Here is a 26,190-nt window from a genome sequence, read left to right as displayed (position 1 = left end):
TACTAGGCTGATTATAATTGCACAAAGTGCAACTATAGTGCCAATTCCTCTAAGAAAAGTTAGTTTAAGTGTACAAAATACAACTATTCGTGTCTTGAATGACAGTTGAGTATGTTGTGTCTGTTAAAAAATAAAAGCCCCTCACTAAAAAGTGAGAGGCTCGCCTAAACTATAATCATTTATTTAAGCTTAAACACCAAATGATGAAGGATCTTTTCTCCAAGACTTCAGTACTTCTACGTCCGTCGATTCAATTTTACCTTGTGCAAGAGCCACATCAATCAATGTGCTGTAGTTGGACAAGCTTTGTAATGGCAATTCAGCTGCAGCAAAAGCATCCACTGCACGATCCAGCTCATAGCTGAAGATCGCGAGTACAGCCAGCACTTCTGCGCCAGCTTCTTGCACGGCCTGAGCCGCTTTGATGGAGCTTCCACCTGTGGAGATCAGATCTTCAATAACAACAACCTTTTGTCCCGGCTTAATCAGACCTTCGATCTGATTCTGCTTGCCGTGGCCTTTAGCTTTATCACGGATATAAGCCATTGGCAGGTTCAGTTTATCTGCTACCCAAGCCGCGTGTGGAATACCTGCGGTTGCTGTACCTGCGATCACTTCAGCGTCCGGATACTCGCTCTTAATAAGCTGCGCGAAGGCATCTGCAATATAGTTACGAACTTCTGGGTAAGCCATAGTCAGACGATTGTCGCAATAGATCGGCGATTTGATACCAGAGGTCCATGTAAAAGGCTCCTGGGGACGCAGTGCTACTGCTCCAATCTCCAACAGATAACTTGCTACTTGTTCACTTCTATTTAATGAGCTCATGCTAGGGTCATCTCCTCAATAATGTTTAGTGCTGCTTGACGTGGATCTGGTGAAGCTGTAATCGGCCGTCCTACAACAAGGTAGTGACTACCCTGACGAATGGCTTTTCCAGGTGTCATAACCCGGGACTGATCGTCCAAGGAAGCACCTGCTGGCCGGATACCCGGTGTAACCGTGCAAAATGCTGGGCCGCAAGCTTCTGCGATAGCTGCGGACTCTTGTGGCGATGCTACTACACCATCTAGACCCGCATCGGCAGCCAGCTTGGCGTATCTTACCACAGTATCCGCTACCTCTCCAGCGATCCCAATTTCGTTATTCATCACTTCTTGACTCGTACTGGTTAGCTGGGTAACTGCAATAATCAAAGGCATCTTAAGGGCAGCATTAGCACTAACTGCTGAAGCCGCTCCTTCGCGTGCTGCCGCCATCATGGCTGAGCCCCCTGCTGCGTGTACGTTAAACATATCAGCACCAAGATTTGTAAGACTTTGAGCGCCACCTTTTACCGTGTTAGGGATATCATGCATTTTCACGTCAACGAACACAGAATAGCCACGAGATTTCAGCTCTTGAATAAATTCCGGTCCTGCCGTATAGAACAGCTGCATGCCTACCTTCATATAGCAAGGAATTCCTTCCAGCTTGTCGATTAAGGCTCTTGCTCCAGTAACATCAGGATAATCCAAGGCGACCATCAGACGATTCGCCATTGCTTTCCACTCTACTTCTCCTACTCCCATAACCATGCTCCTATCCAGTGCAGACTACATCCACACCCTTTATTTATTAGACCCTAGGCATAGCGGAACGGTCTGCGTAAACGCAAACCGCCCTATGCATCTTTATGAGATTAGTTCAATTGTCCGACAAAAGCAGGCATGGACTGTGACGAGAAGTTAATCGTCTGCAGCATTCTGAGAAGTGCCGTCACTGTATCCAGTGAAGTCATACATACGACGCCATTCTCAACCGCTTCACGGCGGATTCGGAATCCGTCACGTTCTGGCGTTTTACCTTTAGTCAGTGTATTAAAGACGAAGTTAGCTTGCCCACCACGAATCAAGTCGAGAATGTTTGGCGCACCTTCATCCAGCTTATTTACATTCATTACGTTGAGGCCTGCTTCTTCAAGCGCTTGTGCAGTGCCTCCAGTAGCAATGATTTTGTAACCCATGGAGTGGAAGCCTTTCATAAGTTCTACAGCTTCTGCTTTATCTTTATCTGCCACCGTAACGATGATAGCGCCTGTGGCTGGAATTTTCATCCCTGCTCCGATCAGACCTTTGTATAAAGCTTTTGCGTACAATTTATCACGGCCCATAACCTCACCGGTTGATTTCATTTCAGGTCCGAGTGTAGGTTCTACTCTGCGCAGTTTGGCAAAAGAGAACACTGGCACTTTAACCGATACATAATCGCTTTCCGGCCACAAACCTTCTGTATAACCGTCATCCTTCAGCTTGCTGCCGAGAATGATTTTGGTTGCCAAATGCGCCATTGGAATTCCTGTCACCTTACTCAGGAAAGGAACCGTACGCGAGGAGCGTGGATTTACTTCGATTACGTATACTTCGTTCTGATAGATAACAAACTGGATGTTGACCAGTCCAATCGTCTTCAGTTCCTTAGCGATTTTAATTGTGATCTCAACGATTTTCTCTTTTAGACCTTCATCCAGATATTGCGGAGGATATACGGCGATAGAGTCACCGGAGTGAACACCTGCGCGTTCGACATGTTCCATGATGCCCGGAATAACTACTGTCTCACCATCACAAATCGCGTCTACCTCAACCTCTTTACCTAACATGTAACGGTCAATCAATACCGGATGCTCTGGATTCACTTTCACCGCTTCTACCATGTAGCTAAGTAGTTCAGTATCGTTATATACGATTTCCATTGCACGTCCGCCTAGTACGTAGGAAGGACGTACCAGCACCGGATACCCAAGGGATTGTGCAGTTTCTACAGCTTGATCCACGTCGGTAACCGTCTTTCCTTTCGGTTGAGCGATATCAAGGCGTGCCAGCAAAGCTTCGAATTTCTTACGGTTCTCAGCTTCATCAATGCTATCAAGGCTAGTTCCAAGAATCTTCACACCAGCAGCACTTAGAGGCGCCGCAAGGTTAATCGCTGTCTGACCTCCGAATTGAACGATAACCCCAATCGGATTCTCTTGCGCAATTACGTTCATAACATCTTCGAAGAATAGAGGTTCAAAATACAACCGGTCCGAAGTATTGAAGTCTGTAGATACCGTCTCAGGGTTATTATTGATGATAACCGCTTCATATCCAGCCTTCTGAATAGCCCATACCGCATGCACTGTGGAGTAATCGAACTCAATCCCTTGACCGATCCGGATTGGACCAGATCCCAGCACGATAACCTTTTGCTTGTCAGAATGAATGACTTCGTTCTCAGTCTCATAAGTCGAGTAGTAGTAAGGTGTAGTAGCTTCGAACTCCGCCGCACAAGTATCTACCATTTTGAACACAGGTGTTAAACCTTGCTCCAAACGCAGCGCACGCACATCAGCTTCTTTAGTAAACTTGCCGTTCGCTTGTCCTTCTGCACGAATTTCAGCAATCGCACGGTCTGTAAAGCCTTTACGTTTCGCTTGGTATAGAGTTTCCGCAGACAAAGTTTCTTCGCCGCGAATAACCTCTTCAAAGTTAATCAAACCTTCAATTTTGGAGAGGAACCACCAGTCCACGTTCGTAATATCCTGGATTTCTTGCAAACCGTAACCACGACGGAAAGCTTCAGCAATTAGGAACAGACGCTCATCATCAGGCTTCGCAAGACGTTCACGCAGCACGCTCTCTTCCAGTGTCTCTGCACCTGGCAGGCGGAAGCGATGAACACCAATTTCCAAGGAACGAATCGCTTTATGAATCGACTCTTCAAAAGTACGGCCGATCGCCATTACTTCGCCTGTCGCTTTCATTTGCGTACCCAGCTTACGGTTCGCATGAATGAACTTGTCGAACGGCCAGCGTGGAATTTTACTTACAATATAGTCAAGTGTAGGCTCGAAGCATGCATAAGTCTGTCCGGTAACCGGATTGACGATTTCATCCAGCGTGTAACCCATCGCGATTTTGGCAGCCATTTTGGCAATCGGATATCCAGTTGCTTTGGACGCCAAAGCCGAGGAACGGCTGACACGCGGGTTTACTTCGATTACATAATATTGATAACTTTGCGGATCAAGTGCGAATTGTACGTTACATCCACCCTCAATATTCAGGGCGCGGATGATTTTGAGCGAAGCTGTGCGCAGCATTTGGTATTCGCGATCTGACAACGTCTGGCTAGGTGCCACAACGATACTGTCACCTGTATGTACGCCTACAGGATCAAAGTTTTCCATGTTGCAGACAACGATACAGTTGTCATTAGCATCACGCATAACCTCGTATTCAACTTCCTTCATGCCGGCAATACTCTTCTCAACCAGACATTGTCCGATCGGGCTGTAACGAATTCCTGCTTTGACAGTTTCACGCAGCTCTTCTTCGTTATCGCAGATCCCGCCGCCTGTGCCGCCAAGCGTATAAGCTGGACGTACAATCAAAGGGAATCCAATTTCCTCAGCGAATTTCATTGCTTCATCTACAGTAGTGATAATGGTGCTGTCCGGTACAGGTTGATCCAATTCACGCATTAGATCACGGAACAAATCGCGATCTTCTGCTTTCTCAATGGAATCAAGCTGTGTACCGAGAAGCTTAACATTCTCTTGCTCAAGTACCCCTGCACGAGCCAATTCTACAGCCATATTTAGGCCAGTTTGACCGCCCAGCGTTGGAAGCAATCCATCTGGACGCTCCTGACGAATAATAGCAGTTACGAATTCAAGCGTAATAGGCTCGATGTATACTTTATCTGCAATATTAGTATCTGTCATAATTGTTGCTGGATTGCTGTTAATCAGTACGACTTCCACGCCTTCTTCTTTAAGGGCTTGGCAAGCCTGAGTTCCTGCGTAGTCAAACTCCGCTGCTTGACCAATGACGATCGGTCCGGAACCGATCACTAGTATTTTTTTAAGTTTATCGTTCTTTGGCATGTTATAGAGCTCCTTTCACGGCTTCAAGCTGTAAGTTAGTTTTTGGCGCCGTGATTCTGGCGTTTGCCGCAAGTTGTGCCTGACGTGAAACAACAGGTGTCTTTGCTTTATGATCGGCAATCAATTGAAGGAAGCGATCGAACAAGTAGCTGCTGTCATGTGGTCCTGGCGCCGCTTCTGGATGATATTGCACCGAAAATGCTGGGTAACGAGTATGCTTAATACCTTCAACAGTCTTATCATTATTATTAATGTGAGTAACTTCTAGTTCAGTGTTCTTCACAGATTCCTCATTCACGGTATAACCATGGTTCTGGGAAGTGATGAAGCAGCGTCCGCTTTCCAGTTCCTTCACAGGGTGATTCCCACCGCGGTGACCGAATTTCAGCTTCTCTGTATCAGCTCCACAAGCAAGTGCAAACAACTGATGACCAAGGCAGATGCCGAAAATCGGATATTCACCAAGCAATTCGGAAATCGTCTTGACAGCGTGAGGCACATCTTTCGGGTCCCCAGGGCCGTTGGACAGTAGGATACCATCTGGGTTCAGACGGCGAACTTCTTCCGCTTTTACATCATGTGGCACTACAACAACATCACAACCACGTTCGTTAAGCTCACGTAGGATACCAGCCTTCGCACCGTAATCCACAAGTACAATTCTTTCTTTGTTGCCTGGGCTGCTGTACGAACTTGCAGTTGATGTACGAGCTACCTGATTGCGCAATTCCTCAATCGTAGTATTTCCCATCATTTCCATCAGTTCCTCTACACGTTTGTTAGAGGTGGTCAGGATCGCTTTCATTGTTCCGTAGTGGCGAATAATCCGAGTCAACATCCGAGTATCAATCTCGCTGATCCCTGGAATATCGTATTCTTTCAACAAGTCGTCCACACTATATTCAGCACGCCAGTTACTAGGTACTTCTTCATGACGGCGCACTACAAAGCCGTGTACAAAAGGTCGAACAGATTCAAAGTCATCCCGAGTAATCCCGTAGTTCCCGATCAATGGGTAAGTCATAGTAACGATTTGTCCGCAATATGAAGGGTCAGACAGCACCTCTTGATATCCTGTAATTCCTGTATTAAAAACAACCTCGCCTGTCTTCTCGCCCTCAGCGCCAAATGCGGTACCTGTAAATAAAGTTCCGTCTTGCAGCAGCAATCTCGCCTGCATTCCATTCCACTCCTTCTTGTTTCTGTAGTCTAATGCTTATGCCTTACAAGCCTTCCGGAGTGAACGTGTACACAATCGCTGCATCCGTAAAGATCAGCAACTCCGTCCCACCAGTCCGCTAGTTTTTCTCAGTCCATACGGCTTTGCCGTCTACCCATGTCATTACTGGCCAGCCCTTAAGCTTCCAGCCACCGAAAGGAGTATTCCGTCCTTTACTTGCGAAAGATCCTGGGTCTACTTCTTTCTCCTGCTCCAAATCAATCAGTGTCAAATCTGCAGGAGATCCGATATCCATCACACCGGTGTTCAGTCTGAATACCCGTGCAGGATCAGCAGTCATTCTTTGTACTAGTAAGGATAAATCCCATTTCCCTGTTGCTACAAACGCTGTGTATAGTAGTGGGAAAGCTGTTTCGAATCCAACGATACCAAAAGGTGCAAGTTGCATGCCTTTAGCCTTCTCTTCCTCACTATGCGGCGCATGATCCGTAACAATCATATCTAGTGTGCCGTCAAGCAACCCTTCGATACATGCTTCAACATCGCGGCGGGAGCGAAGCGGCGGGTTCATTTTCCAATTGGCATCAAGTCCTGGAATATCTTCTTCAGAGAGCAGCAAGTGATGCGGACACACTTCAGCAGTTACTTTAATGCCGATTTCTTTCGCTTGGCGAATCAGTCGCACCGATTGTTCAGTACTTACATGGCACACATGGTAATGAACGCCTGTCGCTTCAGCCAGCAAAATATCGCGTCCAACATGGATCGCTTCTGACTCATTTGGAATTCCTTTCAGGCCATGCTTTCTTGCGAACTCACCTTCGGCTACACAGCAGCCTTCAACCAGTGAATTATCCTCGCAGTGAGCAATGACTGGCATATCCAGTGCTGCGGCGATGTTCATAGCATCTTTCATCATTTGAGCACTTTGCACGCCCACGCCGTCGTCGGTATAACCAATAGCTCCAGCTTCTTTAAGTGCTGCAAAATCAGTCAGCTCACGTCCGAGCTCATTTTTCGTAATGGCTGCATAAGGAAGTACTTTAACGAGTCCTGCTTCACGCGCTTTGTCTTTGACAAATTGTACGATTTCCGGGGTATCTGTTACTGGACGGGTATTAGGCATACAAGCGATGGTTGTAAATCCGCCTTTGGCAGCCGAACGACTTCCGGTTTCCACTGTTTCCTTGTGTTCAAATCCCGGTTCGCGTAAGTGCACATGCATATCAATGAGTCCTGGAATGAGCAGCTTGCCTTCAGCATCAATGATCTCTCCAGCTTCTGGAGCAGCTTCATTTCCATCGATTAAGGCCGAGATAACACCTTCTTCAAGTACAATATGTTTCCGCTCTAACAAGCCTTCCTTATTCAATACGCTGGCGTTTCTAATAATCACTGTCATGATTCTACCTTTACCCACAGATCCCGGCTGCGGGCCCTCTCGTTATTATATAATAAAAATTCATGTTTGTGTATATTTATTAGTCCTTATTCATCATCATTCTTTTAACTCTATAGTAAAGCTCTTTCGAGAACCGCCATCCGAACCGGAACCCCATTAGACATTTGCGGGAAAATTCTTGATTGACTGCTCTCTACAACTGCATCATCAATCTCGACATTCCGGTTAACCGGAGCTGGGTGCATAATGATTGTATCTTTTGCGAGCTTAGCTGCGCGTTCTTCCGTTAAACCATAATGTCTGCGGTAATCTTCCGCGGAAAGTACGATGCCAGAAGAATGACGTTCCAGCTGCACACGAAGCATCATGACTACATCTGCTTTAAGAGCTTCTTCTATGGTTACATAAGGTGCGTATTCCATAAGCTCAGGAGCCTTCATATTCTCCGGTGCACAGAATTGCACTTTAGCCCCTAGCTTTGTAAGTCCCCACAGATTGGAGCGTGCTACCCGGCTATGCATGATGTCCCCGATAATAGAAACCGTGAGACCCTTTAAATCTCCAAACGTTTTAGTCATGGTGTAAAGATCAAGCAGCGCTTGTGTTGGATGTTCATTGTTGCCGTCACCCGCATTAATAAGCGGTATGGACACCTTCTCAGCTAACTGCTGCAGCACACCTGCAGGCTTCAAACGCACAACTCCGGCATCGATCCCCATCGATTCCAGTGTGCGTACTGTATCGTAGATCGACTCCCCTTTTTCTACACTAGAAGCTGCAGCCGTAAAATTCAGTACTTGTGCACCCAGTCGTTTCTCTGCCATTTCAAAGGAGAAACGAGTGCGTGTGCTGTTCTCAAAGAACATGTTAGAAATAAAATGCGAGTTCAAAATGGGAGTTAGCTTCTCACTTTGATTGTCCCAGTATGCTGTTCTGTCCAGCAGCCCAGTGATTTCCGACCGGTCAAGCTCTTTTATTCCCAGCAGACTACGTTCCTTTACCTTAGTAAGTGTCATGATGTTATCGTTCCTCCCGGTTTGAAATAATGTAGACCTCGTCTTTGCCGTCGTATTCCTTCAGCGCCACTTCAATCTGCTCATGCTTTGAGGTAGGTACATTCTTACCGATGTAGTCTGGTCGGATCGGCAGCTCGCGGTGTCCACGGTCAGCCAGTACTGCCAGTTGAATCATTCGTGGGCGTCCGCAATCCATCAAAGCGTCCATCGCCGCGCGGATGGTGCGTCCGGTGTAAAGCACATCGTCGAACAAAATGACCTTCTTATCATGGATGCCATCATTGCCGGAAGTAATAATGACGTCACTCTTCACTACTGCTTCACTGCCTCCTACTTCACGGTCATCCCGATAATGCGTGATGTCGAGTTCGCCGTAAGGAATCTCGACGCCTTCAATTTCCTTGATCCGCTCAGCGATGCGCTGTGCTAGGTACACGCCTCGTGTTCGGATACCGACCAGCAGACAATTTTCAATCCCTTTGTTCTTCTCCAAAATCTCATGAGCAATACGCGATAATGCCCGGCGGATCGCCGTTTCGTCCATAATTACATTTTTCTCAGTAACCATAATCTTGTCACCCTCCACTTGTTTCGCCTGTTCAAGTTCCTGGAAATCAAAAAACTCCTTGCCTATTAACAGGCAAGGAGTGAAATCCGCAGATGAAGAAGATGATGGCCGCGCGCATAAAAAGACAGTCCGGTGTATACACTCGGATACCTTTCTAAGAGTCGCGAACCTCGATTCACGTTACCTTGCCAGCCTCACAGGACTGAATTAAAGGCGCTATTCATTTAATGAGAATTATGACAGAACAAACCCTGCATGTCAACATTATCTGCCTAAACTACAACACTTTCCAAGACTGCTTCTATTAACAACAAAAGGAAGGCGGTATTATAGGGAAAACCGGAAAACCTCCCTATAATTAGGTCACAATAGTCATTATGATCAGTTTATGCGGAATTCCTCCCTATAAATTGAAGGATTTCCTTGAATACAACCAAATATGCTGAAATAGAGGGGGAAATTCCCTATATTCTAGCGGATTGAAGCTAAAACACAAAATTAGAGGGAAGAATTCCCTATCTTACAGTAGCTCTATTCTACAGTAGTCTAATCCACAGTAGACTAGCCACTACATAAAGAAAAGCCACCCAAGGTTTCCCTTAGGCGGCTTCAATGTCTAACTAATGTTTAAAATTCAAACTCCACATCGCTTAAGCGTCTTTGGATTTCAGAGATGACACGTCTTTCTTCCTCTTCCCCTTTAGCAATAAAGGTAACAGAGAAACGTACAAACGGACCTGCATCATCCCAAGGCACGGTGGAGATTAGCTTCTCACGGATCAGGAATTGCGAGAAATCCTCACCGGATTCGAAACGGCGACCACCTTTGACACCCTTAGGTGCTGCAACATAAAGGAAGAAGGAGCCCTTTGGTTTCTCAGCTTGGAAGCCCAGGCTGTTCAGTGCATCTACCAACAGGTTGTGACGACGAGAATACTTGGCAGCAATCGCTTCAGTAATCTCTGGATGAGCAAGACCGTAAGCCGCAGCTTTTTGAATCGCGATAAATTGACCGGAATCATTATTATCCTTCACATCACTGAAGGCTTTAACAACTAAAGGATTCCCAGCAACAAAGCCGATTCTCCAGCCTGTCATATTGTAGGACTTGGACAAGGAATGTAGTTCCACGCCAACATCCTTCGCACCCGGAACTGACAAGAAGCTAAGTGGCTTCAAACCGTCATAGGTCAAGGCAGCATATGGTGCATCGTGGATAACGACTACATCATATTTTTTAGCCCATGCAACTACCTCAGCAAAAAACTCAGGAGTCGCACTAGCGCCCGTCGGATTGTTTGGATAGTTCAAGTAAAGAAGCTTGGCTTTATGAGCAACTTCTTCTGGAATTTCGTTCAGATCTGGAAGGAAGTTATTCTCCTTCTTCAGCTCTACTGTAAACACTTGTCCACCCAAGTATTTAGTGTGTGTACCCAGCACTGGATAACCCGGCACCGTCATGATCGTAATATCTCCTGGGTTAATGAAGCAAGAAGGCAACATCGCCAGTGCAGGCTTAGAACCGATCGAGTGAACTACCTCCGTAACGGGATCAATGCCTTCAACACGGAATACTTCCCGCAAATAATCAGCAGCAGCTGTCTTAAACTCAGCAATTCCATTGTCCGCATAACCACGGTTTTCTTCCTTAGCTGCTTCTTCTGCAAGTTTAGCCACGATACCTGCATCAGCCATCTCATCTGGCTCGCCTACGCCCATATCGATCAATTCAATATCAGGGAAATCCTGTTTTGCGGATGCTTTAGCACGTTTGATTTTCTCAAATTTATAAATCGAAGTGTCCTTGCCGTAGTTCGCACCGCCGATGCGGTCTGCAAAATTAGTCTGAATGAAGCTGTCTTGGTATTGTTCAATACTCATACTCTCATCTCCTGGCTATCTATTCTCATTTAGAAGAAACGGCTTCGCCGTCCCTTGGATGGCTTATGTTTCTAGAGATCCGTTTCTGTGATAAAAAATAAGGATAAAGAATAAGGCATAACCTTCTCTTTATCCTTATGTTATTAAATATGATGGAAAGCAGAGTTCAATACCATAGACTAATTATCACTTCATTTGTACTTATCTGCTGCGCAATGTGAACAGAACATCTTCCATGTCTTCCGGAATAGGTCTGCTGAATTCTTTATATTCACCTGTCGTAGGATGAATAAATCCAAGCACCGCCGCATGTAACGCCTGTCCATTCATAGCTGTTCCTTTACTGCGTCCATAAATCGGATCACCCACAAGCGGATGACCAATGAATTTCATATGCACTCTGATCTGATGCGTGCGGCCAGTCTCCAGCTGCAGCTCCAGTAGTGTACAGTCACCGAAACGTTCCATCACTGTAAAATGGGTCACAGATTTCTTGCTGTTCTTTTCCGTTACAGTGTATAGCTTGCGATCATGTGGATCTCTACCGATCGGAGCGTCAACCGTTCCTTTGTCATGCGACAAATTGCCGTGTACAACTGCTATATAGCGGCGTGTTACACTGTGCTCTTTAAGTTGTGCTGCGAGCGACGCGTGACTGGCATCATTTTTAGCCACCATAATAAGACCAGAGGTATCCTTATCAATACGGTGTACAATACCTGGACGAATCTCACCATTAATACCGGACAGATCCTTGCAGTGATACATCAGTGCATTTACCAAGGTGCCTGACGGGTGCCCGGCAGCCGGATGTACAACCATACCACGCGGCTTATTTATAACAATGACATCGCTGTCTTCGTATACAACTTCAAGTGGAATATTCTCTGGGATCAAGTCTGTAACTTCCGCTTCTGGTACGACAATGGAAACTTTATCGCCTTCTGAGAGCTTATAGTTAGCTTTAACCGGTGCCCCATTAACCGTAACATGGCCACCACTGATCCACAGCTGCACCTGAGAACGAGAAATATCCTCTTCCCAAGATTCCGTTATATATTTATCGATTCGCTCCCGCGCGTTCTCTGCTGAAACGGTCCACTCCGTGACGTCCCTCTCTTCTTCGCTCGTAGATGCCGCTTGGTGATTGACGTCTTTACTCAAATCATTCATTCCCTTCTTTTACTTCCTTTGCTTCTTTTACTTCTTTGATTTCCGTGATTTCTTCACCATTCTTAAGATCGCGGAAGGAGTCCAAAAGAATCAACCCAACCCCAATGACGATACATGAATCCGCAACGTTAAAAATCGGGAAGCTATAGCTTCCAAAATTAAACAGAAGGAAATCGACAACCTCACCACTGATCATCCGGTCTAGGAAGTTACCTATCGCTCCACCCAGAACAAGTCCAAGGGCGACCGATAGCATCTTCCGCGAATGTCTAGTTTTGTTCAAGTACCAAACGATACCTGCAACCACTACAACCGTAACTAAAAAGAAGAACCATTGCTGACCTTGTAGAATCCCAAAAGCAGCCCCGCGATTACGATGTGAGGTAATTAGGAAGAAATTCCCGATCACCGGAATCTGTTCTCCAAGTTCAAGACGTGTGGCAATGAGATACTTCGTTCCCTGATCCACCAAAAATACAATAAGAGCAATCAAATAGTACACCACAGAAGTTGTCACTCCGTTCTTATTTTTCCCGCCAAATGCGGTACGAATACTGTTATAAGACTTGTATATTGTAGCACAGCCCTTAGAAGATCGTCTATTGCGTGACACCTCTCGGGCGCTTAATCTTGGGGACTATTTTCCATCGCTAAAATAACGCCTCTCAGGTCAACCTAACAAAGAACCATCCGGTGCAAATCGGTTTGTCGGAAGGATTCTTAAAAAAGTACAGAAAGGAGCTTACTCATCATGACGCACCTGACAGTACAGCAGCTCTCAGAGCTACGCGCCCGATTAGAAAAAGACCGTGATACTATTCAGCACAGGCTTCAGAATAATGAAAATTACGGTTTACAGGAATCCATGCGGGATGGCACCGGAGAACTTTCCGAGAATGACAACCATCCTGGCGATGCAGCCACCGATTTGTATAACCGCTCCATGGATATTTCACTGCTAGAGCGGGACGAGCATGAGCTGGATGATATTGAAGCTGCTCTCAACGCTATGGATGAAGGCACCTATGGGATATGTAAAGCTAGCGGTAAACCGATCCCTTTTGAGCGTCTATCCGCTATTCCCTCCACGCTTTATTGTAAAGAGCATGCCCCACGTCAAAATGCACCTTTTACTCGGCCCATTGAAGAAGAATTTTTGTCTCCTCCATTTGGGCGTACGAGTCTCGATGAACGAGAGGATCAAAACGGCTTTGACGGTGAGGATGCCTGGCAAATTGTAGAAAGCTATGGCAACTCCGATTCCCCCGCCATGGCGGAGGGCAGCAACATTGACTCCTATAATGATATGGAGATTGAAGCCGATGAGCTTGAAGGCTGCGTAGAGCCTTGGGAGAACTTTATCGCCACCGATATTACAGGCAACAATGTAGTTGTAGTACCGGGACGTAGCTACGAGCGTTACAAGGATAGTAGCGAGGGAAGTTACATGCTTGATCCGCTCGAAGGCGAGGAGTAAAAGCATCGTCCCCATACAAAAAAATGAACAGCGAGCGGTTCCAGTTTCATTGTGGAATGGCCCGCTGTTTTTTTTATATTTTCTGCGCTATGTCATTTTGTTAAGAAAATGTTCAGATTCAGCTGGTAAACTGATCTAACGGATTCTGAAATCGACATACAAGGAGTGTAACGTAAGTGAATCACGACTATTTTAAAAATGTACAACAACTTAGTCATGAAGATGACCGACGATATTTATTATTAATGAGAGGCTTACGCATCATACACGAGGAAAAAAAGCAGCGCTGCCCTCTCCAAAGAATAAAAAAGGAAAGGTACGGACTGGGGAGAAACATAGAAGCCCAAGGTTGGATAAATCCACCAAAGAAGATTGACCGAACCCTAATCCCTTCAACAAACCAAATAAAGACGGCTTCGCCTTAACAAGCTATTTGAATTCCAGCTGACGTTGTACAATTCGTACAATATCCGCAATATAATCTCCGATGATCGGTAGATTCAAGGCTCCAAGAACCTGAAGAACATAGATGATCGTTGCCGCAAAAAAAGTAAAGCCAAGCGCGATCCCTACTCCACGAGCCGCTCCATATAAAATATTTTTCCAAATTAGAGTCCAAGGTGAATATAACAGCTCCGTATACTGATAAATTCGTGATTTCTCTAAGATATGGGCCCATTCAAAGGTTAATCGATACATTGTATTCATTTTTTCTTCCAGTGGAATGTCTTCTGGATTGCGATGATCTGCTGTTAAACGCTCAGGGTTTTCCTCAGGAATAACCTTTTTCTCCGCTCCCTTATCTGGGCTGTTCTTGTTGCCGGATGTCTTGACGGAGATTCTGTTCTTCTGATCCTCCACAGCCACAGCTCCTCTCATACGTCTATATTCGCCACAAAGTAAACGAGCCCGGTCAAAGAGAATACATCTCCTTGAGCACGAGGCTCGTTATTTTCGCGGGCGAAATATAAAGACTATATTTCCCGCATAAACAGAAGTTCTCTGTTTACACTTGTGCCGCTAGTATATGCTGTTTTGGGACAGGTAATGCAGATTTACACTTCAATATGGATACCGATGGATTTACCACCGACATCTACCGTTTCAAAAGCGTGTTCTCCGCCAAAATCAACCGTAGTCACAAGTACATTGTCTCGCAATACATTCTCAAAGGCTGTAACTGCTGCTTTAAGCTCATCGTCTACACTCAGCGTGAGTGCGATCCGTTTCTCGATCGGCAGATCCAAACGTTTACGGTAATCTTGAACCGCACGAATGATCTCACGAACCCAGCCTTCTTGTTCAAGCTCAGGTGTGATTTCGGTATTGAGCGCAACCGTAATTCCATATCCGGAAGCTGCGGCGAAACCTGCTTTAGCTTCTTTTTCAACGAGTAGCTCTTCAGAAGTGATCACCAGTTCTTCTCCCTCTGGCGTCGCAATCGCGATTGAGCCATCTTGCACCGCTTTGCGGGTACAGTCACTGTCCAAAGCTTTTAGGAAGCCTTGCAGGAAGCCGACGTTTTTACCGTATTTTTTACCGGCAACTTTAAGATTCAGCTTGAGTGTGAAGTCAACAAATCCACTATCGCTAGTCTCTAGCACGATGTTCTTGATGTTGATCTCGTCTTTGATGATCTCTTCATACTCAGCCAAATGGAAGTCACGGTTCATCGAAACGATCAGCTCAGACAGCGGTTGACGATTCTTAATGCCTGTTTCGTTACGCACGTTACGCGCCAGCTCAACGATTTGTCTCGCACTTTCCATATCCTCTTCCAGCTCTTTATCGATCAAGCTCTCATCAGCAACCGGATAATCTGCTAAATGCACACTTTCTCCGCCGCCAAGGTTCGTGAAGATATCTTCAGACAACATCGGTGTAAATGGAGCCATCAAAGACGCTGTCTTCAAAAGCACATGGGTCAGTGTACGGTAAGCATCCAGCTTATCTTCACCTAGACCACTACCCCAGAAACGGTCACGGGAACGACGGATATACCAGTTGCTCAGCTCATCTATAAAGTTCTCAATGCCTTTGGATGTATTCACGAAGTCATTTACTGTAAGTCCTTTGTCTACCAAAAGAATCAAGCTGTTCAGACGGGACAAAATCCAGCGGTCCAGCTTATGTTCCGATACTTTAAAAGGATGATCGGCAGGATCATAACCATCGATGCCGGCATAAAGCGTCAAGAACGCATGCGTATTCACCAGTGTATCTACAACTTTCGATTTGGTTTCCCCTACAAGACCACGAGAGAAACGTTTGTTATTCCACGGTGCACTATCGGATAGAATCGCCCAACGGAAAGCATCCGTGCCGTAATCGTTCATGATATCCCAAGGATCAATAACATTGCCTTTTGATTTGGACATTTTTTGACCATTCTCATCAAGGATATGACCGTGAGCAATAACAGCTTTATATGGAGCTTTACCTTTAAACAAGGTAGATACAGCTAGTAAGCTGTAGAACCATCCACGTGTCTGGTCGATCCCTTCACAGATCATATCCGCTGGATATTGATCATTCAGCTTATCCTCGTTCTCAAATGGATAATGACTTTGCGCAAATGGCATCGAACCACTATCGAACCAAACATCGATAACTTCTGGTGTGCGAACCATCTCTGCCCCTTCGCTGAAAGGACTGCGTAGCTTGATCTTATCTACAAAAGGCTTATGCAGCTCGATATCCTCAGGTACATCGCCAATCGCCATCGCTCTCAGTTCTTCAATGCTGTGTGGAGCGAACTCTTTGCCCGTTTCTTGACATACCCAAACATTAAGCGGTGTGCCCCAGTAACGATTACGGCTGATATTCCAATCCACCAGTTCATCCAGGAACTTCCCGAAACGGCCTTCACGTACATGATCAGGATACCAATCTACACTGTTGTTGTTAGCAATCAGCTGATCTTTGATCGCTGTAGTGTTGATGAACCAGCTGTCTGTTGCGTAGTACAAGAGTGGTGTATCACAACGCCAGCAGAACGGATAGCTGTGCTCGTATTTTTCTTTGCCGTAAAGCAGTCCTTTTTCAGACAAAGCTTTAACGATATCCAAATCGCAATCTTTCACGAAGCGTCCAGCAAAATCAGATACTACATCCGTATACTTACCGGAATTATCAACCACGTTCACGAAGCTGATGCCGTTCTCGCGGCAAGTCTTATAGTCATCTTCACCATGCGCTGGTGCCATGTGTACGATCCCAGTACCACTGGAATCTGTAACGAAGGAAGCACCTACGATGACATTGCTTTTCTCTGCCTTGATGTATCCGAATGGAGGAGCGTAGGTTTTGCCGATAAACTCGGAACCTTTATGTGTAGAAAGGACTGTGTGCTCGCCTTTCATTACTTCCTCCACCAAATTTTTGGCAACAATGTAGATACCGTCTTCTTGTTGTACACGTACATAATCCATGTCAGGGTTCATGGCTAACGCCATATGTGCTGGCAGCGTCCAAGGTGTAGTCGTCCAAGCTAGTACGTAGTCTCCACTGTCATCCAGTTTGAACTTTGCAGTCGCACTGAGATCCTTGACGGTCTTGTAGCCTTGGGCTACTTCATGGGAGCTTAGGGTAGTCTGACAGCTTGGGCAGTAAGGACTAACCCGATGTCCGCGGTAGAGCAACCCTTTGTCATGCACAGTAGCCAAGATGTTCCACACGCTCTCGATATATGTGTTATCCAAAGTTACGTAAGGATTATCTAGATCCGTCCAGTATCCGATACCCTCTGTAAACTCGCGCCATTGCTTCTCATAACCGAAGACGCTGTCTTTACATTCCTGAATGAATTTTTCTACGCCATATTCCTCGATCTCTTGTTTGCCGGAGATGCCAAGCTTCTTTTGTACGCCTAGTTCTACTGGCAAACCGTGTGTATCCCAGCCCGCTTTACGTACCACGCGGTAACCTTTCATCGTTTGGTAACGACCGATGAAATCCTTGATTACACGGCCCAGCACGTGCCCGATATGCGGTGCACCGTTCGCTGTTGGAGGACCTTCGTAAAATACATAGTTCGGACGTCCTTCACGATTCTCCATCGATTTACGGAACGTATTTTCGTCGCTCCATTTCTTCAGTATGCGGACATCTCTTGCCCGCGCTTTTTCTTTGACATCTACTTTTTGCATGTGATGGTCAATCCTTTCATGGTTTAGTCTGTAAAGCTCTTTTCGATCCTTGGGCAGTCTGGTTCAGCTCTTGCCTTCGGTACCCGAGCCGCGATCCCGCAGGGCAGCACTGGGTTCGGGGTGCCACTGGGACCGGCGAGTGAAACGCCGGTCTGCTCTAGCAGTGAAGGCCCCGCAGGCGAACCCGCCAGGGGAGCCTAAGAAGGGCCGCTCCTTCAGCCACATGAGTCCGTTCGCTTCCACCACCGTACCCATTTGCACGAGGCTTTACATTACGGGTGTCCAGAGGGCGGCAGCCCTTGGGGTCCCCCTTAGAAAGGGGGATTTAGGGGGATGGCCCGCCCCGGAACAACAAAATAAGCGTCATCCCACCCCCAAAGGGGCGAGACAACGCTCGCGATACCACCCTAATTCTGCGCATGAGCACATCCTTAAGGGGAGTGTATTCAGCACAATCTCAGTCCTGCGCGTAAATCTCATGCACAGGTCCGGTGTAACGTCCGGCGGACGGCTAAGCTTACGCACGATCAACGCTTCAGCTTAACTTCTAGGGGAAGATCTTCCGGCAGGGTTCGAACAATCGGCTCTCAGCAATCGCCGACTCTCTGGAGAACGTTACCTTGTCGTACTTGTCCCGTCATCGAATACATATAAACATTATACAGATATGTTCTATTTATAGACTTTTTAAGTCTAAATGTCAACAACCGCTAGCCAAATCCGCAATTAGGAGTATACCTGTGCAGGCGGAATACTTTATTATGATCGATTTTAGCGGAAAATAAAAATAGAGGGAATACTCCCTCTATTTAGCCGATTATAGCATGAAATTATAAATTAGAGGGAATTCCCCCCTATAAATTCAAGCAGCATTCATTCATCATAATGCATTAGATACGATGTAGAACATCATCCTTAAAAGTTACGCTCTCGCTTGCCTCACGACTCTCCAAGGCATTCCAGTCATCCTGTGACAACAGCTCGAGCTGTGCTTCCACCAATGTGCGGAAACGAGTGCGATAGATCGAAGCTTGCTTACGCAATTCTTCAGTCTCAATAGCAACCTTACGGGATTTGGATAACGCTTCGTTAATAATCCGATCCGCGTTCTTTTCCGCTTCTTTGATAATGAGCTGCGATTCCTTCTTGGAGTTGTTCTTCACATCATCCGCCGCTTCCTGAGCGACTAAGATCGTTTTCGATAAACTCTCTTCAATATTCACAAAATGATCTAAACGCTCTTGAATGGACAAAAGCTGATTCTGCAGCTCTTTGTTCTCACGGATGACACTTTCGTAATCCTTAATTACTTGATCCAGAAATTCGTTGACCTCGTCCTCATCATAACCGCGAAGTCTCCGAGAGAACTCCTTGTTATGTATATCGAGCGGTGTTAATGGCATGCTGTGCACCTCCTAGAAATTTCGGACCTTCTAAGTCTCTGAACCATACCTGCGCAGCAGACAAAGAAGAAAGACTGTACTTCAAGTAAAGGCAGAGGATGTATCGACGTTCCAACTGCCATTCATGGTTCGCCTCTTTCATAAAATATCGGCGTCCTGCTTTAAAAATGTTTGATTCCCTCGAAATAATCAATTTCGACAAGTAAAGCCGGATTCCTGCAAGGGATTCACACAAATTTACCAACCTGAACACGGTATCGGCCCTTTTTCGTCAAACTACCAACCTCTAGAACCTTGAATCGACCAAATCCTTGAATAGATACCATGTCACCATCTTTAAGTCCGCAGGAAGGGTCTTCTTCCACTTTCCAATTTACCCGAACGCGCCCAGCCTTGATGGGAGCAAGAATTTTGCTTCGGCTAAGCCGTGTTACATCTGCGGCTATGCCATCCAATCGTAGGGACGCTACAGTCAAATCCATCATTTCCAGCTTCACCTCACTATTACGCAAGGCAGAAAGTGGCAATACCTCCGTGCTCACCTGTATTCGGTGTACTCCAGTTAAATTCATGTCTAAATAATCTGCAATATCTGCAGCTACTACCACATGACAACCATCGTCCAGAACATGAATATCACCGATTTTTCCACGTTTTACTCCAAGACCCAGAATAGAGCCCATGTAGTCCCCATGCTCTAACGCCAGAAACTTTTGCTCACCAGAGGTTATCGCAAGAACGCTCAGCTCCATGTCCTCATGATCCAGATCACGGTAATCAGGCGCAATGAGTGCTCGCTTCCGCTCTGCCTCAGGGTGGCCGCCTTCCCATCTAACGATAACATCTGGATGTCGATTGACCAGACTTTGCAGAATAAATCCTTGGCGCGGATCTAGAAATTCGGTCAGTTTCGTCTCATGATATTCTCCAGCATGGGTAACCCATTCCCAAGCCTTGTCCACAAATTGTCTTTCATCGGGATGAAAATGCCCGTAAACTTCTGTCTTCATCACTTCTGCCTAAAAAATTAAGTGCAAAATGGATTTGAGTCCACCTGCCGCAAATTCCAAGACGAATAGTGCAATGATCGGGGAAATATCAAGCGTACCAAAGAGTGGCGGAATAAACCGACGAAATGGTGTCAAATACGGCTCAACAAGCTTGCTCAGCAGTTCTCCGATAAAGTTCTCACGAACGTTTGGTAACCACGACATCAGTACGTAGAAAATAATCATGTAAAAATAAATATTAAACAGCATATCAATAATGTAATCAATTTGGGGCAAAGCTCATTCACCTCATTCTGTTATAGTCTGGATCGTCACCTAGGATTTCCGTAATGGCACCTTGAATTTCAACGGTATCTGGCGTGCACATAAATATATTGCCCCCAATTTTAGAGATTCCTCCCCCAAGGGCATAAACGGTTCCACTTAAAAAATCAATAATTCTCATTGCCTGATCATTACGGACACGCTGAAGATTGATCACTACCGTCCGGTGAGAACGGAGATGGTCCGCAATTTCCTGAGCCTCATCGTACGAACGTGGCTCATAAAGTACAACTTTTACATTCTTCTGCGAATGGATACTGACAACGTTGCCCCTTTGATTTTTGCGGGTTTCGACAGGGGCTGGCTCATACTCATCCTCTTCGTGGATTTGCTCCCGCTCCACAACTTCTTCTTCCTCCTGCAAGCCCAAAAAACTCATAAATCGGTTCATAACGCTCATCACGATCCCTCCTAATGGCCTACTAACACCGTACCTAGGCGTACCCAGGTGGCTCCTTCCTGTATCGCCACTTCAAAATCATTCGACATTCCCATTGATAGCTCCGTAATCGGTTCAGGTGTCAAAGCAAGTTGATTGAGCTCATCGCGCAGCTCACGAAGTCCGCGAAATACAGGGCGGGTAAGCTCCGGATCACCTTCTAAAGGTGCCATCGTCATTAGTCCAATTACTTTTACACGGTCTAGACTAGCAATTTCACGCAAAAATCCAGGTACCGCCTCAGGCGACAGACCAAATTTCGTATCTTCTCCAGAGATGTTTACTTGAAGAAAGACATTCACTTCTTGATCTGCGGCAATCGCCTTTTTGTGTAATTCTTGCGCCAGAGATATCCGGTCCAAAGAGTGTATATATTGAAACTTGCCAATAACGTCTTTAACCTTATTGGTCTGCAAATGCCCGATAAAATGCCATGTCCCTTGGTCCCCTAAAACCTTCCATTTGTGCTCAGCATCCTGCCAGCGACTCTCGGCAATATGCTCCAGGCCTGCCTCCAATACGGAGGACACCATTTCCAGAGAAACATATTTCGTCACTGCAATTACCTTGACGTCATTTCGATCCCGGCCGCTTGCCGCGCAGGCACGTGCTACACGTTCCTCTACCTCAGCAATTCTCTCCTGCAGTGTTAAAGCCAACTTTCAACTCTCCTTTATTCCGATCCAGCTCGTCATCCTGCCTGTAACCCCATCTTCTTTACGATAAGAAAAGAACAAATCTTGATTACAGCTTGTACACCAAGATGTACATTCGATATGAGTCGGCAATATTCCTGCTTTAATCATAATGCGTCGATTCATTTCTTTCAAGTTTAGCATGTATTTGTTCTCATCTGTGTCAGATGTTCTGTACAGCTCCACAGTATTGGCTGTTTCTGTTGGCTTACTCAGATCACCTTCCAGTCTATGAACATGCTCCATCACATAATCGTCCACCTCATAACAGCAGTCACCAATGGATGGTCCGATCGCTGCAATAATGTCCTGCGCATGGCTTCCGTAAATGGTCTCCATTTTACTCACCATAGCGGCTGCAATCTGGGCCACAGTTCCCTTCCAGCCAGCATGGGCAAGACCGACGACTTGGTGCACAGGATCATAAAAATAAAGGGGTACACAATCCGCATAAAAAGAAGTCAGCAAAACTCCCGGTACATCCGTAAGCAAACCATCAGTTGCCTGAAATGCCGAGGTTCTATCCTTTTGACCCCGCCCACGATCGGCTTCCCTTACCACTGCTATTTCTGCTCCGTGGGTTTGTTCTCCACAGGTCCAAGCTTCCGGCTTGAAATCAAGAGCTTCCGCAAGCGCCCTCCGATTCGTTAAGACATCTTCCGGAGCATCCCCAACATGAAATGCACAATTCAGGCTGTCATAAGGCTTTTTGCTAGCCCCTCCCTGTCTACCCGTAAAACCTGCTGTAATTTCTCTATGCTCCACACGCCAAGGCTCCAGATGGAGCAGCATAGGTGTTTCCTTCCCCTGCACAAACGGTTCCATATCCTCACCTCCGCCTTAGTGTACCACATGTAAATACCCCTACAAAATGCCGCTTAAGCTAGAAGATCAAATTTACTAACTTTTAAGTCATGCCATTTCGAATCATTTTATAAAAAACAAAAAACGCACCTAATTAATAAGTGCGCCGTTCGCCTCGGTCCCCTCGTTCCAAATACATCGTTTCTCGCTCGTCCTGCCCTTGAGGCATTCTTGATTCTTCAATCTTTACAAGCACTACATCAGACCCGATTTTGACAATATTTCGCCATGGAATAATCAGATCGGTTCCGCCTCCGAACAACCCCATAAACCGAGTGTATCCGGGAATTACGATTGCATCAATGACACCTCGGCGTAAATCAAGCTCTAAGTCACTGATTTGGCCCAGCCGCTTGCCGTCCACAATGTTAATAACGTCCTTAGTCTGAAAATCAGAGATTTTCATTTTTTTGGCTGATCCTAAATAATCCTCGTTCATCTCACCACCCCTGTACAATCAGACCTATAGTCCAATATATGTTATGAAAGCTTGGCCACATGCATGAAATATCCCCACAAAGTGAGGCTATGCTTAGATGCTTACCAAGGTACTTTGCGGGGGCTCAATATAATTCCTGAAACAGTAAAAAGAGGAGATCACCCAAAATCCTTATCACGGATTCTGGATATCTCCTCATTTCAGACGATTTAAGACTTCACATGCTTTTGCATTTGCTGAATCGCAGATTTCTCTAGACGTGAGACTTGTGCCTGTGAGATACCAATCTCATCTGCGACCTCCATCTGTGTTTTCCCTTCGAAAAACCGCATGGATAAAATTCGTTTCTCCCTTTGACCTAACTTACGCATCGCTTCACGTAAGGCGATTTCTTCGATCCACGACACATCCTTATTCTTATCATCGCTAATCTGGTCCATTACATAAATAGGATCGCCACCGTCATGATAGATCGGTTCGAATAAGGACACTGGATCCTGAATAGCATCAAGGGCAAAGACTACATCTTCCTTCGGTACGCCAAGTGCTTCAGAGATTTCGAATATCGTCGGTTCCCGCGAATTCTGATTGGTCAGACTATCGCGTACCTGCAGCGCCTTATAAGCAATGTCTCTGAGTGAACGCGATACTCGAATCGGATTGTTATCACGCAAGTAACGGCGGATCTCACCAATAATCATCGGAACCGCATATGTGGAGAACTTAACGTTTTGTGATAAATCGAAATTATCGATGGCTTTCATCAGACCGATGCAGCCCACCTGGAACAAATCGTCAACAAATTCTCCCCTATTATTGAACCTCTGGATAACACTTAGAACGAGCCTAAGATTACCATTTACCAATTTCTCTCTGGCGGATCGCTCGCCCTGCTGCTGCAGCGAAGTGAACAGTTGCCGCATTTCCACATTCGTTAGAACAGGCAGCTTAGCAGTATCCACACCGCAAATCTCGACTTTATTTCGGGTCATGATGATTTACCTCCCAAGGAGAAACATTACTGTACATTATCTCCCGGGTTGGCCATTTTATTCCTTGCTAATTTCACCTTACACCATCTTGTTAAACTCCTTACGCAGCCGCTTAATAATTCGTTTCTCCAGACGAGAGATGTAAGATTGGGAAATGCCGAGCAGATCCGCCACATCTTTTTGTGTCTTTTCTTCGCCCCCACGCAGTCCGAAACGCAGCTCCATAATGAGTCTTTCCCGTTCGCTCAGCTTTTCCAGCGCCTTTTGCAGCAGCTTGCGATCGACCTGTTCTTCAATGTTCCGATAGATGGTATCATTTTCCGTCCCTAAAACATCTGAGAGCAGCAACTCATTACCATCCCAATCGATATTAAGAGGCTCATCAAAAGAAACCTCACTCCGTGTCTTGCTATTACGCCGCAAATACATCAAAATTTCATTCTCTATGCAACGTGATGCATATGTTGCTAGTTTTATTTTTTTCTCGGGATCAAAAGTGTTAACCGCCTTAATTAATCCGATAGCCCCTATCGAAACCAGGTCTTCAATATTGATTCCGGTATTCTCAAATTTACGAGCGATATACACTACGAGGCGCAGGTTACGCTCAATCAGCATCGCACGAACAGCAGCATCGCCGCTAGATAGCCGCTGAAGCAGATACTCTTCTTCTTCCCGTGTCAGCGGTGGAGGTAGAGCCTCGCTCCCGCCGATATAATAGATTTCCTGACTCTTCAGCCCCAGTAGAAACAGCATGCGGTAATATTGCAGCTGCAGAGCAATTTTCCATTTGACCATTATTGTTCCTCCTCCAAGAAGTACACGGTTAGCGTATGAAGCTTTTAATTACCGCTTTCAGCCATCAGAAGTTTGGTTCAGCTAGCTTTAAAGATTAGGAAGGTAGTGCTGCATCAGTGGCGCTCTCTTTTTGAGTTAAATCCGGATGTATGACCGCCCGATAGGCTCCATCTCCTGAGAGCGTCCCGCCATCCAGCCCAATTAAGACTCTTTTACTATAAAAGATATCTTCACCGAGCTTTATCGTCACAAGGTCTGGCTTCAGTGCGAGCATAAATGATGCCCCTCGGTTAATCCCCCTGTAAGGTACTAGTCGCATCCTATCCTGCCAAGCAAACGACTGCCCGTCCGTTTCTAGCAAAAGTCTGTCCGCACCATCCTGAGTGAGTCTCCCTTTCCATGCAGCAGGCAGATGCCCCTCCCAGAGCGTCGATTCCATCACCATCACCGGTATGCGGGTCAAAGGATCACAGAGACGATTACCTGTGTCTAGCAGGCCAGGACAGGAAACACTTACACCATCAATTTCAACAACCACCTCACCGATATAGGTTTCAAGCTGCTCCCTTCTGATTCGTGAAGAATGCACTGCCTTGAAGCAGATTAACACCAGGGGGAATACTGCAATGACAAACCAAAAGCCGATCTTTAAGCCGTAGGCATGCCCTCCTGAAGCAGTGAACATAATACCATTCCAAATGTCGCTGGAGCTCTGCAGCAAATAGTGAATACCAACAATTCCACCTGCGGCTGCAAAATTGATAATATAGAAAGCTCCCATAGTGCGAAGGTAGCTTTGCAGACTCCCAAAACCAAAGGCAATCCATAACATAACCACCGACAATCCAAACTTGATAAGGAAGGTATACATGAAAGACAGCTCCGGTACAAACATCATCACTACATACAGTGCGCCAACGAGAGCTGAGAGGATTAAACGCCACCATGAGATTCTCAGCTTAACCATCCAGCCTGTCAGCCACAAAAGAATTCCGTCGATCACTAGATTGGCGGCGAATATCAAGTCAATATAAACAACCAGTTCATTCACCTGCTTAATGGCGGAATCTATCCTCTAGCCAAATTGGATCAGGCTCTGTTTTTGGACGATATGATTAGTATAGAAAGTCTCGCATTCAAAGTCTGTCTAAACTTGGGGGGCATTCTTACGGTTTTTTTGTCGAGTTATAGCGCGTGGGGATTTATTCCTTCTTTATGGAATTTTTTATATCTTTTATTCACTGCGTCATTCGCTCCATCATTCGCTGGATCATTTAATGGAATAGAGGAATCGGAATCCTGCAAATATACAACTTTTTGTGCAAAACTCCGCTTCATGAAGTCCAAAAACTGCAAATATACAGGATTATCCTCACTTTTGGCTAGAAATCTTTATTTGGCGCAGGAATTACTGCAGATTCACAGGAATCAACGCTTCAACCATCTACTTATTATTAAATACTGTATTTTTG

Annotated in this window: 25 protein-coding genes and 1 other annotated feature; of the genes, 1 reads left to right on the top strand and 24 read right to left on the bottom strand. The window is 45.8% G+C overall.

The window, feature by feature from the left end:
- Positions 1-189 precede the first annotated feature (189 nt).
- The 10 genes from pyrE to lspA form a co-directional block, all read right to left on the bottom strand.
- Complete coding sequence (gene pyrE / locus MKX35_RS10850) at positions 190-828, bottom strand: orotate phosphoribosyltransferase (RefSeq protein WP_076299644.1); 639 nt, start codon at positions 826-828, stop codon at positions 190-192.
- Positions 825-1,571 (bottom strand): orotidine-5'-phosphate decarboxylase, encoded by a 747-nt coding sequence (gene pyrF, locus MKX35_RS10845; protein ID WP_076284747.1) that lies wholly within the window; start codon positions 1,569-1,571, stop codon positions 825-827. Before pyrF ends, pyrE begins: the two co-directional genes overlap by 4 nt.
- A gap of 110 nt (positions 1,572-1,681) precedes the next feature.
- The gene (gene carB / locus MKX35_RS10840) at positions 1,682-4,909 is read right to left on the bottom strand and encodes a carbamoyl-phosphate synthase large subunit (RefSeq protein ID WP_076299645.1); all 3,228 of its coding nucleotides are present in this window, start codon (positions 4,907-4,909) and stop codon (positions 1,682-1,684) included.
- A gap of 1 nt (position 4,910) precedes the next feature.
- Positions 4,911-6,089 carry a glutamine-hydrolyzing carbamoyl-phosphate synthase small subunit gene (carA, locus tag MKX35_RS10835; RefSeq protein ID WP_042190808.1) on the bottom strand — a complete coding sequence of 393 codons (1,179 nt, stop codon included), beginning with the start codon at positions 6,087-6,089 and terminating at the stop codon, positions 4,911-4,913.
- Positions 6,090-6,207: 118 nt separating this feature from the next.
- Positions 6,208-7,491: a dihydroorotase gene (locus MKX35_RS10830; protein ID WP_076299646.1), complete on the bottom strand. Its 1,284-nt coding sequence runs from the start codon at positions 7,489-7,491 to the stop codon at positions 6,208-6,210.
- A gap of 110 nt (positions 7,492-7,601) precedes the next feature.
- On the bottom strand, positions 7,602-8,507 hold the full coding sequence (locus MKX35_RS10825) for an aspartate carbamoyltransferase catalytic subunit (protein WP_042190812.1): 906 nt from the start codon (positions 8,505-8,507) through the stop codon (positions 7,602-7,604).
- A gap of 4 nt (positions 8,508-8,511) precedes the next feature.
- Positions 8,512-9,075 (bottom strand): bifunctional pyr operon transcriptional regulator/uracil phosphoribosyltransferase PyrR, encoded by a 564-nt coding sequence (gene pyrR / locus MKX35_RS10820; protein WP_042190814.1) that lies wholly within the window; start codon positions 9,073-9,075, stop codon positions 8,512-8,514.
- Positions 9,076-9,702: 627 nt separating this feature from the next.
- Positions 9,703-10,956 (bottom strand): LL-diaminopimelate aminotransferase, encoded by a 1,254-nt coding sequence (locus tag MKX35_RS10815; RefSeq protein ID WP_076299647.1) that lies wholly within the window; start codon positions 10,954-10,956, stop codon positions 9,703-9,705.
- Between the two features lie 201 nt (positions 10,957-11,157).
- Positions 11,158-12,129, bottom strand: coding sequence for an RluA family pseudouridine synthase (locus MKX35_RS10810; protein WP_042190820.1), 972 nt, complete (start codon positions 12,127-12,129; stop codon positions 11,158-11,160).
- Positions 12,122-12,634 carry a signal peptidase II gene (gene lspA, locus MKX35_RS10805; protein ID WP_042190823.1) on the bottom strand — a complete coding sequence of 171 codons (513 nt, stop codon included), beginning with the start codon at positions 12,632-12,634 and terminating at the stop codon, positions 12,122-12,124. The genes MKX35_RS10810 and lspA overlap by 8 nt, the downstream gene beginning before the upstream one ends.
- A 246-nt stretch (positions 12,635-12,880) precedes the next feature.
- Between lspA and MKX35_RS10800 the strand changes: the two genes are divergently transcribed.
- Positions 12,881-13,606, top strand: a complete 726-nt coding sequence (locus tag MKX35_RS10800) for a TraR/DksA C4-type zinc finger protein (RefSeq protein WP_076284752.1) — start codon at positions 12,881-12,883, stop codon at positions 13,604-13,606.
- 429 nt (positions 13,607-14,035) lie between these two features.
- Here MKX35_RS10800 and MKX35_RS10795 read toward each other — a convergent pair whose 3' ends face one another.
- The 14 genes from MKX35_RS10795 to MKX35_RS10730 form a co-directional block, all read right to left on the bottom strand.
- Complete coding sequence (locus MKX35_RS10795) at positions 14,036-14,326, bottom strand: DUF5665 domain-containing protein (RefSeq protein WP_371915735.1); 291 nt, start codon at positions 14,324-14,326, stop codon at positions 14,036-14,038.
- A 335-nt stretch (positions 14,327-14,661) separates the two neighbouring features.
- Entirely contained in the window at positions 14,662-17,754 is a 3,093-nt protein-coding gene (ileS, locus tag MKX35_RS10790; protein WP_076299649.1) for an isoleucine--tRNA ligase, read from the bottom strand.
- Positions 17,755-18,129: 375 nt separating this feature from the next.
- Positions 18,130-18,404 (bottom strand) — a binding site (T-box leader).
- A gap of 240 nt (positions 18,405-18,644) precedes the next feature.
- A complete protein-coding gene (locus MKX35_RS10785) occupies positions 18,645-19,157 on the bottom strand; it encodes a DivIVA domain-containing protein (RefSeq protein ID WP_076299650.1) in 513 nt (170 codons plus the stop codon).
- Positions 19,129-19,299 (bottom strand): hypothetical protein, encoded by a 171-nt coding sequence (locus MKX35_RS10780; protein WP_179086701.1) that lies wholly within the window; start codon positions 19,297-19,299, stop codon positions 19,129-19,131. The genes MKX35_RS10785 and MKX35_RS10780 overlap by 29 nt, the downstream gene beginning before the upstream one ends.
- Before the next feature lie 85 nt (positions 19,300-19,384).
- Positions 19,385-20,167: a YlmH family RNA-binding protein gene (locus tag MKX35_RS10775; RefSeq protein WP_042190831.1), complete on the bottom strand. Its 783-nt coding sequence runs from the start codon at positions 20,165-20,167 to the stop codon at positions 19,385-19,387.
- Between the two features lie 9 nt (positions 20,168-20,176).
- On the bottom strand, positions 20,177-20,416 hold the full coding sequence (locus tag MKX35_RS10770) for a YggT family protein (protein WP_042194359.1): 240 nt from the start codon (positions 20,414-20,416) through the stop codon (positions 20,177-20,179).
- 34 nt (positions 20,417-20,450) lie between these two features.
- On the bottom strand, positions 20,451-20,891 hold the full coding sequence (locus tag MKX35_RS10765; protein ID WP_042190833.1) for a cell division protein SepF: 441 nt from the start codon (positions 20,889-20,891) through the stop codon (positions 20,451-20,453).
- Positions 20,892-20,902: 11 nt separating this feature from the next.
- A complete protein-coding gene (locus tag MKX35_RS10760; protein WP_042190837.1) occupies positions 20,903-21,589 on the bottom strand; it encodes a YggS family pyridoxal phosphate-dependent enzyme in 687 nt (228 codons plus the stop codon).
- 3 nt (positions 21,590-21,592) lie between these two features.
- A complete protein-coding gene (pgeF, locus tag MKX35_RS10755) occupies positions 21,593-22,450 on the bottom strand; it encodes a peptidoglycan editing factor PgeF (RefSeq protein WP_076299651.1) in 858 nt (285 codons plus the stop codon).
- Positions 22,451-22,583: 133 nt separating this feature from the next.
- Entirely contained in the window at positions 22,584-22,928 is a 345-nt protein-coding gene (locus MKX35_RS10750; RefSeq protein WP_076284758.1) for a YlmC/YmxH family sporulation protein, read from the bottom strand.
- Positions 22,929-23,137: 209 nt separating this feature from the next.
- On the bottom strand, positions 23,138-23,920 hold the full coding sequence (sigG, locus tag MKX35_RS10745) for an RNA polymerase sporulation sigma factor SigG (RefSeq protein ID WP_036683631.1): 783 nt from the start codon (positions 23,918-23,920) through the stop codon (positions 23,138-23,140).
- 78 nt (positions 23,921-23,998) lie between these two features.
- Complete coding sequence (sigE, locus tag MKX35_RS10740) at positions 23,999-24,721, bottom strand: RNA polymerase sporulation sigma factor SigE (protein ID WP_028530613.1); 723 nt, start codon at positions 24,719-24,721, stop codon at positions 23,999-24,001.
- A gap of 91 nt (positions 24,722-24,812) precedes the next feature.
- Complete coding sequence (gene spoIIGA, locus MKX35_RS10735; RefSeq protein ID WP_042194361.1) at positions 24,813-25,760, bottom strand: sigma-E processing peptidase SpoIIGA; 948 nt, start codon at positions 25,758-25,760, stop codon at positions 24,813-24,815.
- Positions 25,761-25,903: 143 nt separating this feature from the next.
- Positions 25,904-26,056 (bottom strand): hypothetical protein, encoded by a 153-nt coding sequence (locus tag MKX35_RS10730; protein ID WP_341044140.1) that lies wholly within the window; start codon positions 26,054-26,056, stop codon positions 25,904-25,906.
- Between the last annotated feature and the right edge of the window lie 134 nt (positions 26,057-26,190).

This window comes from Paenibacillus sp. FSL R5-0923 (assembly GCF_038009145.1).
Classification (GTDB): Bacteria; Bacillota; Bacilli; order Paenibacillales; family Paenibacillaceae; genus Paenibacillus_AQ.
Note: the sequence above shows the minus strand (reverse complement) of the source record. Positions and strands in the feature narration are given on the sequence as shown.